This is a genomic window from Ferrovibrio sp., from assembly GCF_041906005.1.
GTDB lineage: Bacteria > Pseudomonadota > Alphaproteobacteria > Ferrovibrionales > Ferrovibrionaceae > Ferrovibrio.
In genome coordinates this window covers 1,781,840-1,797,687 of the sequence record NZ_JAYRJY010000001.1, presented here as the reverse complement: position 1 = coordinate 1,797,687, position 15,848 = coordinate 1,781,840, and the positions used below count along the sequence as shown (strand labels likewise).

The following is a 15,848-nucleotide window of genomic DNA, read 5'->3' as shown; positions in this document are numbered from 1 at the left end:
GCTTTACAGCGTGCCTTTGGTGGAAGGCACCGCATGCGGACTGCGCGTATCCAGCGTGAAGGCGGCGCGCAGGGCACGGGCGAGGCCCTTGTAGCAGGTCTCGACGATGTGGTGGTTGTTCTCGCCGTACAGATTCTCGACATGCAGGGTGATGCCGGCATTCTGCGCGAAAGCCTGGAACCATTCCTTGAACAGCTCGGTATCCATGTCGCCGAGCTTGGGCCGGGTGAAATTCACCTTCCAGATCAGATACGGCCGGTTCGACACGTCGAGCGCGACACGGGTCAGCGTCTCGTCCATCGGGATCAGGGCGTCGCCATAACGCTGAATGCCGGCGCGCTCGCCCAAAGCCTTGGCCACGGCCTGGCCGATGGCAATGCCGGTATCTTCGGTCAGGTGATGGAAATCGATATGGATATCGCCCTTGGCCTGAACCTCGAGGTCGATCAGGCTGTGACGCGATAGCTGCTCGAGCATGTGGTCGAGAAAACCGACCCCGGTGGAGATCTTGTAGACGCCGGTGCCATCGAGATCGAGTTTCACCGCGATCTCGGTTTCCTTGGTTTTCCGGGCAATGCTGGCCTGACGTGCGGCCATGGGGCACTCTCCTCGCACTGATACGGCAACGACAGCAACGCATGTCCGCCGGGCGGATCGGGCCTGAAAGGGGCCAGCGGGCGCGGACGGGCGCGGTATAGCAGGAACCGGCGGGTCAGGCTAGGCAGCTTTGCCCTTGGATTATCCTGGATTTGCCGGACGGACTTGTCCGGCGGGTTAACCAGCCGGCACGGTTTCGGGTGGTCGCAGATCGACGGGCGGATCAGGCGCCACATGGCGGGCGGCCATTTCCGCCATGACTATGCGGTATTGCGACAGCCAGGCGCCCAAAGCCGTCACTTCATAAACCGGGCTGCCCCGCAGGCGGCGCTCTGCCATATCCAGGTCCTGCAGCAATGGCCGCAGCAGGCCGAGCTTGATCACCGGCGACAATTCGACCAGGCAGGCCATCGGCAGGCCGGCAATCATGCGATTGAACATGCGGGCCAGGCGCTCGCCGCGACTTTCTGCCGGCAAGCCGGCCGATGTGCGGCTGTCGCCACGCAACACCGCCAGGCATTGCTGCAAATTCTGCAAGGCCACCAGCCACTGACCGGTCCGCCCCGGATTGTCGATCAGATCGAGCGGAAAAGGCGTGGCCTGCAACAGGGCCAGGACGCGACGGAGCCGCTCGACCATGGCGTCCGCCTCAGCCGTCATGCCGCCTCTCGCCGGACTTCTGCAGGGCAGGAGCGTGGCGCGAGGCAGGTCGGGCAGGAATGGCGGAAAAGTTTCCTTGATTCACCGTAGTCATTAACCATTCGGTTCGGTTGCAGCCTGTCATGCCGTCTGGGTGGCTACCACTCGATATGCGAGCAAAAAATCCTTTGTTTACAGACCGCCGGACTCGCTTAACGAGTCCAGACTAGCGGCATTGCTCTTTTTTGGCGAGTGAAAAACAGAAAAAATACTGCTTTTCCGATAGGTTATAGAATGCTCTTGTATTCACATGAAAGAATTAAACTAGAACTCGATAAAAATCAATTCTCCTTGCATTTACCATGTCTTAGACACCGACACGGGGTATCCATCCGATTTCCCCATTCATCATGGGAAATCGGAAACGACAATCGGATGGAATAGTTCCCGGCCGGCCCCTGGTCAGATGTCAGGCGATGCGGAAGCGGGCCAGCAGGCCCGCCAGGGCATCGGACTGATTGGCCAGCGTCTGCGCCGAGGCATTGGTCTGCTCGACCAGGGCGCCATTGCGCTGGGTCATCTCGTCCATGTTGACCACTGCGCCGTTCACCTCTTCCAGGCCACGCGCCTGTTCCGCCGAGGCCGCGGCGATTTCGGCGACGATATCCGACACCTTCTTGATCGCGGTGACGATCTCGGTCAGCGAGCTGCCGGCCTGGTTGACCAGGGTGGCGCCGGTCTTCACCTGGGCATTCGATTCCTGGATCAGCGCCTTGATGTCTTTCGACGCGTTGGCCGAACGCTGGGCCAGGGCGCGCACTTCCTGCGCCACCACGGCGAAACCCTTGCCGGCTTCACCCGCGCGAGCCGCCTCCACGCTGGCATTCAGCGCCAGCAGGTTGGTCTGGAAGGCGATCTCGTCGATCAGCGACACGATGTCGACGATCTTCTGCGCGCTGGTTTCGATTTCACCCATCGCTGCCACGGCCTGCTGGACGATGGTACCGCCTGATGACGCCGTGTCGCGCGCCGCCGTGGCGAGCTGGTTGGCGGCCTGGGCGTTGTCGGCATTCTGCTTCACCGTCGCCGTAACCTGGTGCATCGAGGCCGCCGTCTGCTCCAGGGCCGCGGCCTGGCTTTCGGTGCGCTGCGCCAGGTCCTGGCTGCCGGTTGAGATCTCGGCCGAGGCATCACGCACGGCATTGGCATTATCGGCAATATGCTTCATTGCATCGGCCAGCGTATTGCCAGCCATGTTCACGTCGCCCTGCAGCTTGGCGAACACGCCGCGATATTCACCTTCGACCCGCCGCGTCAGATCGCCGGCGGCCAGACCGGACAGGACCCCGCCGACTGCATCGATTGCGCCGCCAATGGCATCGAGCAGGCGATTGACGCCATCGCCCAGACGGACAGCCACGCCACTGAGTGGCACGGTGTCGATACGCTGGGCCAAATCGCCATTGGCCGCGGCGGCGACGATCTCGCCCACTGCGCGATCGAGCAGCGCATCCTGTTCGGCGCGGTTGCGCTCAGCGGCCTGACGCTCGGCTTCCACCGCATCGCGCAGGCGCTGGTTTTCCTGGCCATTCTGCTTGAACACGGCCACCGCCGCAGCCATGCGGCCGATCTCATCACCGCGGGTCAGGCCTGGCACATCGACGCCGTAATCGCCCTTTGCCAGCACCGTCATTGCATCGGTCAGCGCGGTCACCGGATTGGCGATGCTGCGGCCGATCAGCCAGGCAAACAGCAGGCCCACGGCGAAAGCCGCGAGCGAGACAACCAGCACTGTAACGAAGGTGGCCCGGAATGCTGCCGTGGCTGCTTCGCGTTCGGTGGCCAGCGTGGCGCTTTGGCTGGTTTTGATCTCGTCCAGCTTGGCCGTGATCTGGGCGATTTCCTGTTCCATTTCCTGATAGACAAGGCGATTGAGATCGCCAGCGGCCTTCACGGCATCACTGATGCCGGTTTCGTATTCGCGGGCATAACGTTCGGCATCGCTCGCGAGTTTAAGCTGTTCTTCGTTATCCAGTTGATTCTTGAGATCCTGGATCATATCGACGAACTGGGTGACCTTGCCGCGCGCTTCTGCCGCCTGCGACATATCGCCCATGCCGACAAAACCCGTGGCCGCGACGCGGATTTCGGAAAATGCGTCCAGCACGAGACCGGCTTCGGTGGCGACAACGAATTTGTTCTGGCGGATCGCCGAGCGGATCAGCTGCATCAGATGATCGCGCGTCATCGGTCCATAGACTTCCAGTTGGCCGCTGCTGACCGATTTGAGCTTGTTGCGCGCCGTCAACGCCTGAGACAGCTTTGTGAATGTCGCTTGCATCAGCGGCGTGATTTCGGCCAGCGCGGCCCTGCGCTGGGGGTCGCGCACGCTTTCCAGCAGGCTGGCCAGGGTTTCTGTCATTTTCGGTTCCAGCCGGCGCGTGGTCAGCAGGCCGCGCGGATCATCGCGCTCCACGAACAGCAGCAGGCTGCGGCGCAGGTCGATCACATCGCGTTCAAATTCCTGCAGGCGCTGGTTGTTGGTGGTGATCCGGTCATAGACCAGGAAGGCATCGCCGCCCCGCTGCACGCCAAAGATCGATGCCGCCGCAACGACCGCCAGCAAGCTGAGGGCGACGGCAAAACCGATGGCGATACGCAGACGGATACCCAGCCGCGCCAGCAGGGCGGCCAGAGCCGTGGTAGCCCGGGCTGATTTCTGGGCCGGCCCTCGGGCCGAATCTTGGGCCACATCCTGGGTCGGATCGTCTGCCTGCGGCATATCGTTGGCGGGATCGGCAGACACAGTGCCGACAGGGGGAAGCGAAACGGCCATAGGATTCTCCATGGGCATCCGGCGGCACTTGGCCGGCGGACCGGACGGTCAGGGGAAGGATCAGAGGGGGCGGGAGCGGCCGGAACCGGCCAGGGACGGATCAGGGGGCGGGAAAGACGGCGCAACATCACGCATGAACAGAACTCCTCGACACCGATCACCGGCCGGCAGGCCGGGTATTGCGACACTGCGCCTAGTCGGTGTTTCCTCCTGTGATCTCTACCCTCGCGATAGGCTGCGGCGCGGTCAAGGGACCGGCGGCGCGAATGGGTTATCAAAATTTTACACCGGGGATGGATGTGGCCGTGACGGATGAAATTGGTGCCGACGCCATAGTTGTTCCCGACCTAAACCATTCTCGTTGCAGGCGGATTCCCGCCCGCGAAACATAGTGTAAGTGCCGGAAATATCCCCGATTTTGGAGCAAGCCTAAAGTTGCAACCGGGTAGCAGCGACGCCCGACTGGTGGTAAAAACACTACATCAAACGGGTGTACTGACTCACTTTGGATGGAGAAGTCGATGCGTAAACCGAACCCTTACGACGCGCATGTCGGGGCCAGGCTGCGCGCTTGCCGCACCTTGGCGGGATTCAGCCAGGAGCGGCTCGGCGCCTCGGTGGGATTGAGCTTTCAGCAAATCCAGAAATACGAAAAGGGCCTGAACCGCATTGGCGCCAGCCGGTTGCAGCAATTCGCCCAGATCCTGAACGTGCCGCCTTCCTACTTCTTCGAGGACATGCCCGGCATCGAGCAGCAGCCGACCGCACGGCCCGAGCATGCCGTGGTTTCCGAGATCGAGCAGGACAAGAGCCCGGTCTCGCGGCGGCAGGCGCTGGAGTTGGTGCGCAATTTCGGCAAGATCACCGATCCGATGGTGCGCGACCGGATCTTCCAGCTGATCAAAGCTGCGGCTGCCTCTTACAGTGGCAAGCCCGAGGGCGAAGAGGAACCGGAGACGGTGCAGTCCTGATCTTCTCTGGGGCTACCCCGGCGATCTCAATCACTGACAATTAAACCGGGCCGGCAACGGCCCGGTTTTTTTATGCCGCCATCATTGCAGCGATACAACCTAGGAAACGCATTCCCAATGTCAGCCTAACCGCAAGTGTGTAGACTCGCCGCCGTTACCACCCTGCAACGGAGGCATGTATGTCTATCCACTACCCGCGTCTTACCCAGAAATCCCGGCGTCTTCTCGACCAGATCACCCTCAATCACGGCCCTCGTGAAAAGCTCGGCCACTTCTTTCTGGCCGCCGACAAGGCCGCCCGAGATCGCGGTATCTCCCTGGAGTTCAGTGTCGATTTTGAGCTACTGCGCGAGGTGAACCGCATGAACCTCAAACATTGGTACGGATTACCACCGACCTTTGATTGTCATTATAGCGGCATCGACGCCAGCAAGGGATTCTGGCTGATCGGCCGCAACAGCGATGGCGAGATTATCAGCACCCAAGCGGCGCATATGTTCGATCTCAGCGACAGCAATCTGGGCGAGGCAATCGAAAGTTTGAAGTTGTTCTACGCCGACCCCACCAAGATGCGGCACGATGGCGAAAGCTGCACCATCAGTGCGCCAAGTGCTGCGCGCATCAACGGTCGTGTTGTCTATTCGGGCTGCACCTGGATTCATCCTGATTATCGTCGCCGCCATATGGCCGTTATTCTACCCCGTATCTCACGGGCATTGGCCTATACGAAATGGGATGCCGATTACACGATCAGCTTTGTCAGCACCAAGCTCGTTGAAGTGGGTGTTGCTGCCGCTTATGGCTATCGGCGCGTCGAACCGGCCATGGATTGGTATAATTCGCCTGTTGGTCCGCATTATCAGGGCACTCTGGTATGGATGCCCCAAGCAGAAATGCTGGCGGACATGGCACGCTTCGAAGCTCTGCTAGAAGAAGCAGAAGAAAAGCAGCGCCGCAAACCGGATACCAGCGAACAGCGGCCGATTGCCAACTGAACTAAAACTAAGCGGAAGGTTTATCGACACCCAGTGGTATCGAGATAGTCGCATTGACCAGCGAGCTACCGGTAATGAGTCGCCTGCCGTCCGGCGTGCGCCAGCGCAAAATGACGCGCTGATAACGCCGGCGGCGGGGATCATGCCCATCTTGTTCAATGATGGCATCAACGTCGTCGAGCACTGGGTCGCCAGTCACCAGACAGTTCTTATATGTGTTTTCAACCCAACGCCCATACGCCTTGTCAGGCTGATCGGTCAGTAGACGGCCGATGCAATTCTGAAAGGAGAAATCATCGTAAACAGTGAATCCGGCGCCGCTGGTATTCACATACAGATTGCCGTCACTGCCGGGCTCAACATGAACTGTTCTGTTTATCAGGCCGGTCTGTTTTAGATAGCGTTCGACCGGCGGAGTATACTGGCCATCAACAAAACGCCATAGCTCAAACAGGCCAGCCAGATCGCGATGGGTATGGTGCACCCAGTCGCGTGGCTCATGTGGCTTGCGAATAAACAAATCCCGCATGCGCGGTTCGCGCAGGAACGCCAGTTCGTCAACACGCGCCAGCAATGGCTCGGCATCCACATAGGCTTCCTCAAGCCAGCCGCTGGCGAAATAGACCAGGCCAACCGGCTTGTCTTTCACCGCCTTGCGCAGATAGGGCTTGAGCGAGTCGAGGCAAAAGCGGCTGAGCATGCCGGCGCGGAATTGCAGGAAGGTCACATTCGGCTGCACCAGCAGCCAGACATAACCGAGATTGCGCGCCGCATAAGACGGCATGTCGAAATCGGGGTCGGGATATCCGAGGCGCTCGGCCAGGTTCGCAGACGGCCAGCGCCACCAGTTTCCGTTTGGATCAATGAGATAGTTCATCCATTCCCCCCGGCCGCGACCATCGGCCGATGTGGATAAAATTCTAGGATAGGGCGTGACAGGAGTCGAGGGGGCGACCTACACCCGTACTCGCCTCTCCACCAAAGCAGCATAGACTGCCGGTTGCAGGCCAGGATCGTGACAATGGCTGGGCGATGTGGGGCGGCTTGCATGCACGGGCATGCCTCCCTACATGATAGGGCATTCCAATGCTTGAGGTTTTCCCGTCATGAGCAGCAGCGACGACCGCGTGCCGACCTGGCATGGCACCACCATCCTTGCCGTCCGCAAGGGCGATCAGGTGGTTCTGGCCGGCGATGGCCAGGTCAGCCTTGGCCAGACCGTGATCAAATCCAATGCCCGCAAGGTGCGCCGTATCGGCGACGGTTCGATCCTGGCCGGTTTTGCCGGCGCCACCGCCGACGCCTTCACCCTGTTCGAGCGGCTGGAGGCGAAACTGGAGCGTCATCCCGGCCAACTGGCTCGCGCCTGCGTCGAACTGGCCAAGGACTGGCGCACCGACCGCTACCTGCGGCGCCTGGAAGCCATGATGGCGGTGGCCGACAGATCCGTTTCGCTGGTGCTGACCGGCACGGGCGACGTGCTGGAACCCGAAGACGGCCTGATCGGCATCGGCTCGGGCGGCAACTACGCGCTGGCAGCCGCTCGCGCGCTGATCGACCGGTCCGACATGACCGCCGAGCAGATTGCCAGGCGCAGCCTGGAAATCGCCGCCGACATCTGCGTCTACACCAACCGCAACATCATCATCGAAACCCTGTCATGACCTCGTTCTCGCCGCGCGAAATCGTTTCCGAACTCGACCGTTATATCGTCGGCCAGCACGAGGCCAAGAAGGCCGTCGCCGTCGCCCTGCGCAACCGCTGGCGCCGCCAGCAGCTGCCTGATGCCCTGCGCGACGAGGTGCTGCCGAAGAACATCCTGATGATCGGCCCGACCGGGGTGGGCAAAACGGAAATCTCGCGCCGGCTGGCCAAACTGGCCAACGCGCCTTTCCTGAAGGTGGAAGCCACCAAATTCACCGAGGTCGGTTATGTCGGCCGCGATGTCGAGCAGATCGTACGCGATCTTCTGGACAGCGCCGTGACCATGACGCGCGAGCGCAAACGCAAGGAAGTGTCCGCACGCGCCGAGCTGGCGGCCGAGGAACGTCTGCTGGATGCCCTGGTCGGCGACAAGGCCAGCGTCGAGACGCGGCAGAAATTCCGCAAGATGCTGCGCGAGGGTGAACTGGACAAGCGCGAGATCGAGATCGAACTGAAGGATGCCGGCAGCAGTGGCATGCCGATGTTCGAGATTCCCGGCATGCCGGGTGCGCAGATGGGCATGGCCAACCTGCAGGACATGCTGGGCAAGGCATTCGGCGGCCTGCGCGGCAAACCGCGCAAGACCAGCGTGGGCGAGGCGATGAAGGCCCTGATCCAGGAGGAAAGCGACAAGCTGCTGGACCAGGACAACCTGGTGAAGGAGGCCATTGCCTCGGTGGAGCAGAACGGCATCGTCTTCATCGACGAGATCGACAAAATCTGCGCGCGCAGCGAATATCGCGGTGGCGGCGACGTGTCGCGCGAAGGCGTGCAGCGCGATCTGCTGCCGCTGATCGAGGGCACGGTGGTCAACACGAAACACGGCACCGTGAAAACAGACCATATCCTGTTCATCGCCTCAGGCGCCTTCTCGGTGGCCAAGCCAAGCGACTTGCTGCCCGAATTGCAGGGCCGCCTGCCGATCCGCGTGGAGCTGAAAGGCCTGACGCGTGAGGATTTCAAGCGCATCCTGACTGAGCCCGAGGCCAGCCTGCTAAAGCAGTATGTCGCCCTGCTGGGCACTGAGCAGGTGACACTCAGCTTCACCGACGATGCCATCGATGCGCTGGCGCAGATCGCGGCGGATGTAAATGAAGGCGTGGAAAATATCGGCGCCCGCCGCCTGCACACCATTCTGGAGCGCGTGCTGGAGGAAATCAGCTACACGGCGGCCGACCATTCCGGCGAAACGGTGACCATCGATGCGGCCTATGTGAAGGCCCGCATCGGCGATCTGGCGAAGAATGCCGACCTGAGCAAGTTCATCCTGTAAAGCCGACTTGACCGGCGCGTCCTCCCGTCGTCTGCTAGTCGCAGAAACGGGAGGACAAGCGATGACCGATCTTTCAGGGCGCGTGGCGCTGATAACCGGCGCCTCCAGCGGCATCGGCGCCGCCACGGCCAGGCTGTTGGCCGCGCGCGGCTGCGGCATAGCCATCAATTTCTCGAAAAGCCGGACGGCGGCCGAAGCCGTAGCCGCCGAATGCCGCAAGAGCGGCGTCGATACCCTGCTGGTGCAGGGTAACGTGGCCCGTGACACCGATTGCCGCCGCATCGTGGATGAGGCGGTAAGCCATTTCGGCCATCTGGATTATCTGGTCAACAATGCCGGCACGACGAAGTTCGTCGCCCATAAGGACCTTGCCGGCCTGTCGGCGCAGGATTTCCACGACATCTATGCCGTGAACACCATCGGCCCCTTCCAGATGGTGCGCGCCGCCGAGCCCTATCTGCGTGCCACGAAAGGTGCCATTGTCAATGTTTCGTCGATCGCCGGCGTGGTCGCCGTCGGTTCATCGCTGGCCTATGTTGCATCAAAGGCAGCGCTGAACGGCCTGACCCTGGGCCTGGCCCGTGTCCTGGCTCCTGAGGTACGCATCAACAGCGTCTGCCCCGGCTTTGTCGAGGGCGAGTGGCTGAAACAGGGCATGGGCGAGACGGCTTACGAGGCGCTGCGGGCGGGCTGGGCCGCGATGGCGCCGCTGGGCCGCACCAACACCGCCGCCGACATTGCCGAGAACATTGCCTTCTTCCTGACCTCGGCGCCGAACATCACCGGCGAGACGTTGATGATCGATGCCGGCATGCGGCTGGCGGCGCCGCGCCCGGCGGCGGGGCGCTGACGCAGGGTATCTTCAGGGCCTCAGCCGCGCAGCAGCTTGAGCATCTGTTCCAGTTTCGCATCGTCCAGTTTGTCGATGCGCCGACCCAGTTCGTTGGCCAGCAGCGTCGCCCGGGGGCTTAAACCTGCCGTGTCGATGGTGACGCGCGGATGCGACATCTTGGCCAGTTCAGCCAGTTCTTCGGCATCGTCCCAGATGATGTTGAGATACCCGCAGATACGCTGCAGCAGCAACCAGCTTGGCCGGCCGCGATGGCCATGTTCCAGCGCCGAAAGATAGGCCGCCGAAACACCCAGATCGGCCGCCATCTGCTTAAGCGAGATGCCGCGCGCCTGGCGCAGGCTGCGGATGCGCGCGCCGAACGGGGTCATCGCGTAACCCTCCGCACCTGTCTGCCGCCTGAATACATCTGTTCACATTGCCGGATCATCGGCCGCATCCTAATATCTGGGCGTGTTACGATGCCACATCCTTGGCGGCCTCCTGTTATGGATCGCCCGCCGGACTTTTCCGCTTGCAGCCCTCCTGCTGGCAGGCGCGATACCCATGACCGCAGCCCGGGCGCAACCGTCTGGACACACGCCACTAACCATCGGTCTGCGCCCGGTGGCGCCTTATGTGACCGCGAAACCCGACGGCAGCATGAGTGGTCTGGAATACGAGTTGGTGGCCGCAGTGCTGCAGGCCGGGGGCCTGGATTTCCGCGCCGTGCTGGTCCCATTCGGCCGGCTGGGCGAGGATTTTCGCCGCGGCATCTTTGACGGCATCACGCCGGCCAATGCCAGCATGGGTCTGCCCGGCTGCCTGACGCGTACCCTGCTGGTCTATCGCAATGCCGCCTTTGCCCTGGCCGGCCGCAGGCTGGTGCTGCGCGACGTAGTCGATCTGGTCGGCTACGACGTGATGGCCTTTCAGAACGCCCACCGCATCCTGGGCCCTGCCATGGCAGATGTGCAGGTGCGCAATCCACGTTATCGCGAGGTGGCCAATCAGATGCTGCAGGTGCGCGCATTGTTCGGCGACCGCACTGACGTGGTGATCATGGATCGCCGCATCTTCCGCTACCTGATGCGCAGCCCCGATATCGGCATCGACACCAGTGCCGCGCTGCAGGAATATGATCTGTTCCCGCCCACCGACTACAGCGTCGCCTTCCGCGATGCCGCCCTCTGCACCAGTTTCGACCGTGGCCTGGAAGCCATCCGGCGCAGTGGCCTCTACGACCAGATCCTGCGCCGCTGGGACAGCGGGCCACAGGCGCAGAATGGCGCCCTTCGCAATCCGGGCGAGCGGCCGGGCTGATCGATCAGGCTGACGCCAGACCGGCCAGGGCCTGGTGCTGGATTTCCACGGCACGCGGATAACACAGGTTCCGCCAGGCATCGGTATTGGGATAGAAAGCGGCGCGGATCTGCGCCTTGATCTGCTGGCCCAGCGGCGAAAAAACATCGCCGCGCAAATGCAGCCAGTTATCGGCGATCACCGACAACCGTACTTCCTCCGAACTCAGTGTACCCACCTCGATATTCAGCGCCACGGTCACGGCCTGCGGGCAGAAGCGCACCAGACCCATGCGCAGATTGCCTTCGATGATGGGCGAGTCTGACTGGCCCAGGGCCGGCGAGGTTACGGCCTCGCCGAACCAGCGGCGCGCCAGGGCAAGCGGCTCGGAATCCGGCGCATGGCGGCAGATCATCTCCGAATAACCGAACGGCCCGAGGCCGGTGTGGAAATCCAGCACGCAGATGCGCTTGGCCGCCTGCAGATATTTGTCGGCGATGGCCTTGATGGTGCGGTGCGACCAGCAGGCCTGCGTGCCACCATAGAAGATGCCGTCCTTGTGGCTGTGCTGTCCGCCGACGATGGCGGCGGTGGCCGCCTTCGCGCCGACGCGGGCATAATAGGCCGCGATTTTCTGCCCGATATCGGCGGCGGCCGCATCGCTCCACTGTTCCGGCACCAGCCAGGCATGCACTTCGGCATAGGCCGGATTGGCCGGCGGCGCCTTGCTGTCGAAATCGATGAAGTTGCGATTGATGTCCATGTTGTCTTCATTCACCCGCCGGCCCCAGGAAAAGCCATAGGGGTTGCTGCCATGGATCAGCAACAGGGCGGTATCGGCCGGCAGCTTTGCCGCATGGCCCTCGTTCAGCCAGCCGACCTGGCAGCCCGAGCCGTAATAACCCTCGATGCCATGGGTGCCCGACACGGTGACCAGCACGGCGCGGGCATCACGCGGCCCGATCCAGGCCACGTCGGTGAACAGCTCCTCGCCGGCAATGCCTTTCAGCGGATGCGGGATGCTTTCGATCGATGCGCCGGCAGCCTGTGCGGCAGTGAGAAACTTCTGACGTGCAGTGGCGTAATCGGGAGAGAAATGATCGTGGATCGACATAGTGGACCTTTGGGAACGATAAGCTGCAATGACTTTCCGCCGCATATGGCGGCTTGGCAAGCATGACGGCGTTTGGTCCGGATTGGCTCAGCGTTTCGAGGGCATTTCTTCGCGCTGCCGGCGCAGCAGCACGTAGAAGGCGCCGCTGCCTCCCATCTCGGGCCGGGCCGGCGTGACGCCCAGCACCTCGTCGCGCCAGGGGCCGCGTTTCAGGTAGTCCGGCAGCCAGGCACGCAGCACGCCGCGGCCTTTCTGCATGGTCTCGATTTCAGCCTCGCTCCGCACGGTGCCCTTGCCGGTGATCACCAGCAGGCAGCGTTTCTGCTGGGCGATGCAGTCGCGGATCAGCCGGCTGAGGGCGCGTTCGGCATTGGCCAGGGTCAGACCGTGCAGGTCGATACGCGCCTCGATGGGCAGTTCGCCGCGCTGGAAGCGCTGCTTGAGCCGCTTGTCCATCTGCGGCGCCGGTTTGTCGGCGTGCCGTCCATGGGGAAGCGGCGCCTTTTGCCGCGCCTCGGCTTTGGCCATGGCCGCTGTACCCGGGCCTTCCGGCCGGAACAGTTTGGGCAGCGGCGCCAGCGGCTCGGGTACCACGTTCTTCTTCAGTGGGCGCGCGCTGGCGGTTACCTGGTGCCAGACCTCGTGATCCGGCACCAGGGGAGCGGGTTTAACCTTGCTGCGTTTCGGCGCCATTCTCGATGAGTACGATATGCAGGCGGCGCGGTCCATGGGCACCAAGCACCGGCACGCCCTCGATATCGGCGGTGCGCGACGGGCCCGTGACGAAATTCACCGTGCGCGGCCAGTTCTCCACGCTTCCGAGCTTGTCGCGCAGGCGCTGGAAGGCCTCCTCCATCGTGCCGGTGACCTGGCTGCTTTTCAGCACCACGATGTGATGGTCGGGCACGAAATGCAGGGTGGTGGGCGTGGTGGATGAGGAGTGCAGCATCAGCGTGCCGGTTTCGGCGATGGCGGCGAAGGCCGGCGTCACGCTGACCAGGTCCTGGCTGCGGCCGCCGCCATACTCCACCTGCAGCATCGGCCGCTGGTCCCAGGGCAGGTTTTGCAGCAGCGGATCGGGCGAGACGCGCAGCCGCGATGGCAGGTTGTGACGGGCCAGATAGTCACTGATCTTGCCAGGCACGTCGGAGGTTGATGAAACCCGATCTACCGTGACGGTCAGCGCCTCCACCTTGGCGGTGAACAAAGCCACCTGTTCGGCATGGGGTTTCTGCGCCCGCTGCGGCAGCAGGTTGCGCGGATGGCTGGCAATGCGTTCTGCCACCGCGCGCGGCCGTGCCGGGTCATTGACCGTGTCCTTAAGGCCGGCGCGAAGGGTGGCGAAGATGCGCTCGCGGCTGCTGCTCATGATGCTTTCCGCTTTTTGTACTGGGCCATGAAAGTTTCGCCCGCCTGCGGCGCCGGCAGGTCGCGGCCACCAGTCCAGCCCGAGGCGAGCGGCAGGGATCTGAACTTGCCCTTATCTTTTCCCAACATATGCAACGCCGCGATGGCGATGCGGGTGCCCAGCCGATAGAGCCATGGCGTTTTCGCGGCGAAGGCCCAGGCCTCGATACCCCATCGCTGCAGGGGTGGTGTGATCTGCCTTTCATGGGCCTGCTCGCGCCACCAGCGCATGATGTCGGGCAGCGGAATGCGCATGGGGCAGACTTCCTCGCATTTGCCGCAGAAGGTGGAGGCGTTGGGCAGATGCCGGCCGGCTTCCAGCCCGATCATGTGCGGATCGAGCGCGGCACCGATCGGACCGGGATAGACCCAGCCATAGGCATGGCCACCAACCGAGCGGTAGACCGGGCAGTTGTTCATGCAGGCGCCGCAGCGGATGCAGCGCAAAAGCGGCTGCAGTTCGGTGCCCAGCATTTCGCTGCGACCGTTATCGACCAGCACGACATGGAATTCCTCGGGCCCGTCCACATCCTCGGGCCGTTTCGGGCCGCAGGACAGCGTCGTGTAGCAGCTCATCTCCTGCCCGGTGGCCGAACGGGCCAGCACGCGCAGGATGGTGGACAGGTCTTCCAGGTTGGGGATCACCTTCTCGATGCTGGAGACCACGATATGCATCTTTGGCAGCGACTGGGTCAGGTCGCCGTTGCCTTCGTTGGTGACGATCACCGTGGCACCGGTTTCGGCAATCAGGAAATTGGCGCCGGTGATGCCCACATCGGCCTGGAAATAACGATCACGCAGGACCACCCGTGCCTCGGTGACCAGCACCTGTGGCTCGGTGGACCGCGGGCCGGCTTTTTTGCCATGCAGCTCGTAGTCGGGGTGATGTTCCTCGAACAGCTCCGCGACCTGTTCGCGCGTCTTGTGCAGGGCCGGACCAATGATGTGGCTCGGCGGCTCATGGGCGAGCTGGATGATGTATTCGCCCAGGTCGGTTTCCACCGGCTGGATGCCATGTTCGAGCAGGAAATCGTTCAGGCCGATTTCCTCGCTCACCATCGACTTGCCCTTGGTGACGGTCTTCGCGTTGCGCGACTGGCACAGGCTCAGGATCGTCTCGCGCGCCTCGCGTGGGGTGCGGCACCAATGCACCCGGCCGCCGCGCGCCGTCACCTGCTGCTCGAATTTTTCCAGATAGAGGTCGATATGCTGCAGCACATGGTTCTTGATCTTCACGCCTTCGTCGCGCAAAGCCTCGAATTCCGGCAGTTCGCGCGCGGTCTCGACGCGGCGGCTGGCCATTGGCCCGCCAATGATATCCATCGCCTTGCGCAGGTTGGGATCGCGCAGCGCCTTGGATGCATTGGCCTCGAAATCCTGGGCTGTGATCGGCATGGTCATGGCATCGCCCTCACTTGCTTTCGCCTATGGCCGGCGTGTCGGTCATGCCGGCCAAAACCTCGGCCACATGGCGCACCTGCACCTTGCTGCCTTCGCGCTGCAGCTTGCCGGCCATGTTCAAAAGGCAACCCATGTCGCCGGCCAGCAGCAGGTCGGCGCCGGTGGCATTGATGTCGGCGGTCTTGCGGCCAACGATATCGGTGGAGACCTCGCCGTACTTGACGCAGAATGTGCCACCGAAACCGCAGCAGGTTTCCGGCGTCTGCATTTCCACCAGCTCCAGCCCCTCCACACTCTGCAGTAATTGCCGGGGCTGCTGCTTCACGCCCAGTTCGCGCAAGCCCGAGCAGGAATCGTGATAGGTGATCTTCGCGTCCAGCTTCGCGGCCACGCCATCCTGCTTCATCACATCGACCAGGAAAGAGGTGAGTTCAAAGGTTTTCGCCGACAGTACCGCGGCGCGGCTTTGCCAGTCCGGCTCGGCGGCGAACAGCGCCGGGTAATGGTCCTTGATCATGCCGCCGCATGAGCCCGATGGAGCCACCACGTAATCATATCCTTCAAAGGCCGCGATCACCTGTTTGGCAATGGCCACCGTATCCTTGCGGTCGCCCGAATTGTAAGCCGGCTGGCCGCAGCAGACCTGCGCCTCGGGCACCTCCACGCTGCAGCCGGCATCTTCCAGCAGCTTGATGGTGGCAAAGCCGACGCTGGGCCGGAACAGATCGACCAGGCAGGTGACGAATAACGCGACGCGGGGGCGGGACGACATGGGGGCTG

The 15,848-nt window shown here is 62.6% G+C and carries 16 protein-coding genes; 6 read left to right on the top strand and 10 right to left on the bottom strand.

Going from position 1 to position 15,848, the window contains the following annotated elements; genetic code table 11:
* Positions 1 to 3: 3 nt before the first annotated feature.
* From hisB to ACE3OO_RS08655, 3 genes are all read right to left on the bottom strand, one after another.
* Positions 4 to 597: an imidazoleglycerol-phosphate dehydratase HisB gene (gene hisB, locus ACE3OO_RS08665; RefSeq protein WP_374301809.1), complete on the bottom strand. Its 594-nt coding sequence runs from the start codon at positions 595 to 597 to the stop codon at positions 4 to 6.
* A gap of 177 nt (positions 598 to 774) precedes the next feature.
* Positions 775 to 1,257 (bottom strand): hypothetical protein, encoded by a 483-nt coding sequence (locus ACE3OO_RS08660; protein ID WP_374301807.1) that lies wholly within the window; start codon positions 1,255 to 1,257, stop codon positions 775 to 777.
* A 448-nt stretch (positions 1,258 to 1,705) separates the two neighbouring features.
* Positions 1,706 to 4,072: a methyl-accepting chemotaxis protein gene (locus ACE3OO_RS08655; RefSeq protein WP_374301805.1), complete on the bottom strand. Its 2,367-nt coding sequence runs from the start codon at positions 4,070 to 4,072 to the stop codon at positions 1,706 to 1,708.
* Positions 4,073 to 4,593: 521 nt separating this feature from the next.
* Between ACE3OO_RS08655 and ACE3OO_RS08650 the strand changes: the two genes are divergently transcribed.
* Together ACE3OO_RS08650 and ACE3OO_RS08645 are read left to right on the top strand one after the other, a co-directional pair.
* On the top strand, positions 4,594 to 5,043 hold the full coding sequence (locus ACE3OO_RS08650; RefSeq protein ID WP_374301803.1) for a helix-turn-helix domain-containing protein: 450 nt from the start codon (positions 4,594 to 4,596) through the stop codon (positions 5,041 to 5,043).
* Positions 5,044 to 5,222: 179 nt separating this feature from the next.
* Positions 5,223 to 6,038 (top strand): hypothetical protein, encoded by an 816-nt coding sequence (locus ACE3OO_RS08645; protein ID WP_374301801.1) that lies wholly within the window; start codon positions 5,223 to 5,225, stop codon positions 6,036 to 6,038.
* 7 nt (positions 6,039 to 6,045) lie between these two features.
* Here ACE3OO_RS08645 and ACE3OO_RS08640 read toward each other — a convergent pair whose 3' ends face one another.
* Entirely contained in the window at positions 6,046 to 6,915 is an 870-nt protein-coding gene (locus ACE3OO_RS08640; RefSeq protein WP_374301799.1) for a hypothetical protein, read from the bottom strand.
* A gap of 229 nt (positions 6,916 to 7,144) precedes the next feature.
* On the opposite strand from ACE3OO_RS08640, the gene hslV reads away from it, so the two are divergent.
* The 3 genes from hslV to ACE3OO_RS08625 all read left to right on the top strand — a co-directional run bounded on the left by hslV (position 7,145) and on the right by ACE3OO_RS08625 (position 9,865).
* Complete coding sequence (gene hslV, locus ACE3OO_RS08635) at positions 7,145 to 7,702, top strand: ATP-dependent protease subunit HslV (protein WP_374301797.1); 558 nt, start codon at positions 7,145 to 7,147, stop codon at positions 7,700 to 7,702.
* Positions 7,699 to 9,015 carry an ATP-dependent protease ATPase subunit HslU gene (gene hslU, locus ACE3OO_RS08630; protein ID WP_374301796.1) on the top strand — a complete coding sequence of 439 codons (1,317 nt, stop codon included), beginning with the start codon at positions 7,699 to 7,701 and terminating at the stop codon, positions 9,013 to 9,015. The genes hslV and hslU overlap by 4 nt, the downstream gene beginning before the upstream one ends.
* A gap of 61 nt (positions 9,016 to 9,076) precedes the next feature.
* A complete protein-coding gene (locus ACE3OO_RS08625) occupies positions 9,077 to 9,865 on the top strand; it encodes an SDR family NAD(P)-dependent oxidoreductase (RefSeq protein WP_374301794.1) in 789 nt (262 codons plus the stop codon).
* Between the two features lie 20 nt (positions 9,866 to 9,885).
* Here the strand turns inward: ACE3OO_RS08625 and ACE3OO_RS08620 are convergent, their stop codons facing one another.
* Positions 9,886 to 10,236: a helix-turn-helix domain-containing protein gene (locus tag ACE3OO_RS08620; RefSeq protein ID WP_374301792.1), complete on the bottom strand. Its 351-nt coding sequence runs from the start codon at positions 10,234 to 10,236 to the stop codon at positions 9,886 to 9,888.
* Between the two features lie 175 nt (positions 10,237 to 10,411).
* Between ACE3OO_RS08620 and ACE3OO_RS08615 the strand changes: the two genes are divergently transcribed.
* Positions 10,412 to 11,167, top strand: coding sequence for a substrate-binding periplasmic protein (locus tag ACE3OO_RS08615; protein ID WP_374301790.1), 756 nt, complete (start codon positions 10,412 to 10,414; stop codon positions 11,165 to 11,167).
* 4 nt (positions 11,168 to 11,171) lie between these two features.
* Here the strand turns inward: ACE3OO_RS08615 and ACE3OO_RS08610 are convergent, their stop codons facing one another.
* The 5 genes from ACE3OO_RS08610 to ACE3OO_RS08590 all read right to left on the bottom strand — a co-directional run bounded on the left by ACE3OO_RS08610 (position 11,172) and on the right by ACE3OO_RS08590 (position 15,840).
* Complete coding sequence (locus ACE3OO_RS08610; protein ID WP_374301788.1) at positions 11,172 to 12,260, bottom strand: M14 family metallopeptidase; 1,089 nt, start codon at positions 12,258 to 12,260, stop codon at positions 11,172 to 11,174.
* A gap of 87 nt (positions 12,261 to 12,347) precedes the next feature.
* Positions 12,348 to 12,953: a Smr/MutS family protein gene (locus ACE3OO_RS08605; protein ID WP_374301786.1), complete on the bottom strand. Its 606-nt coding sequence runs from the start codon at positions 12,951 to 12,953 to the stop codon at positions 12,348 to 12,350.
* Positions 12,928 to 13,629 carry a lactate utilization protein C gene (locus ACE3OO_RS08600; protein WP_374301784.1) on the bottom strand — a complete coding sequence of 234 codons (702 nt, stop codon included), beginning with the start codon at positions 13,627 to 13,629 and terminating at the stop codon, positions 12,928 to 12,930. Before ACE3OO_RS08600 ends, ACE3OO_RS08605 begins: the two co-directional genes overlap by 26 nt.
* Positions 13,626 to 15,062 carry a LutB/LldF family L-lactate oxidation iron-sulfur protein gene (locus ACE3OO_RS08595; RefSeq protein WP_374304676.1) on the bottom strand — a complete coding sequence of 479 codons (1,437 nt, stop codon included), beginning with the start codon at positions 15,060 to 15,062 and terminating at the stop codon, positions 13,626 to 13,628. Before ACE3OO_RS08595 ends, ACE3OO_RS08600 begins: the two co-directional genes overlap by 4 nt.
* Positions 15,063 to 15,078: 16 nt before the next feature.
* Complete coding sequence (locus ACE3OO_RS08590) at positions 15,079 to 15,840, bottom strand: (Fe-S)-binding protein (RefSeq protein WP_374301782.1); 762 nt, start codon at positions 15,838 to 15,840, stop codon at positions 15,079 to 15,081.
* Between the last annotated feature and the right edge of the window lie 8 nt (positions 15,841 to 15,848).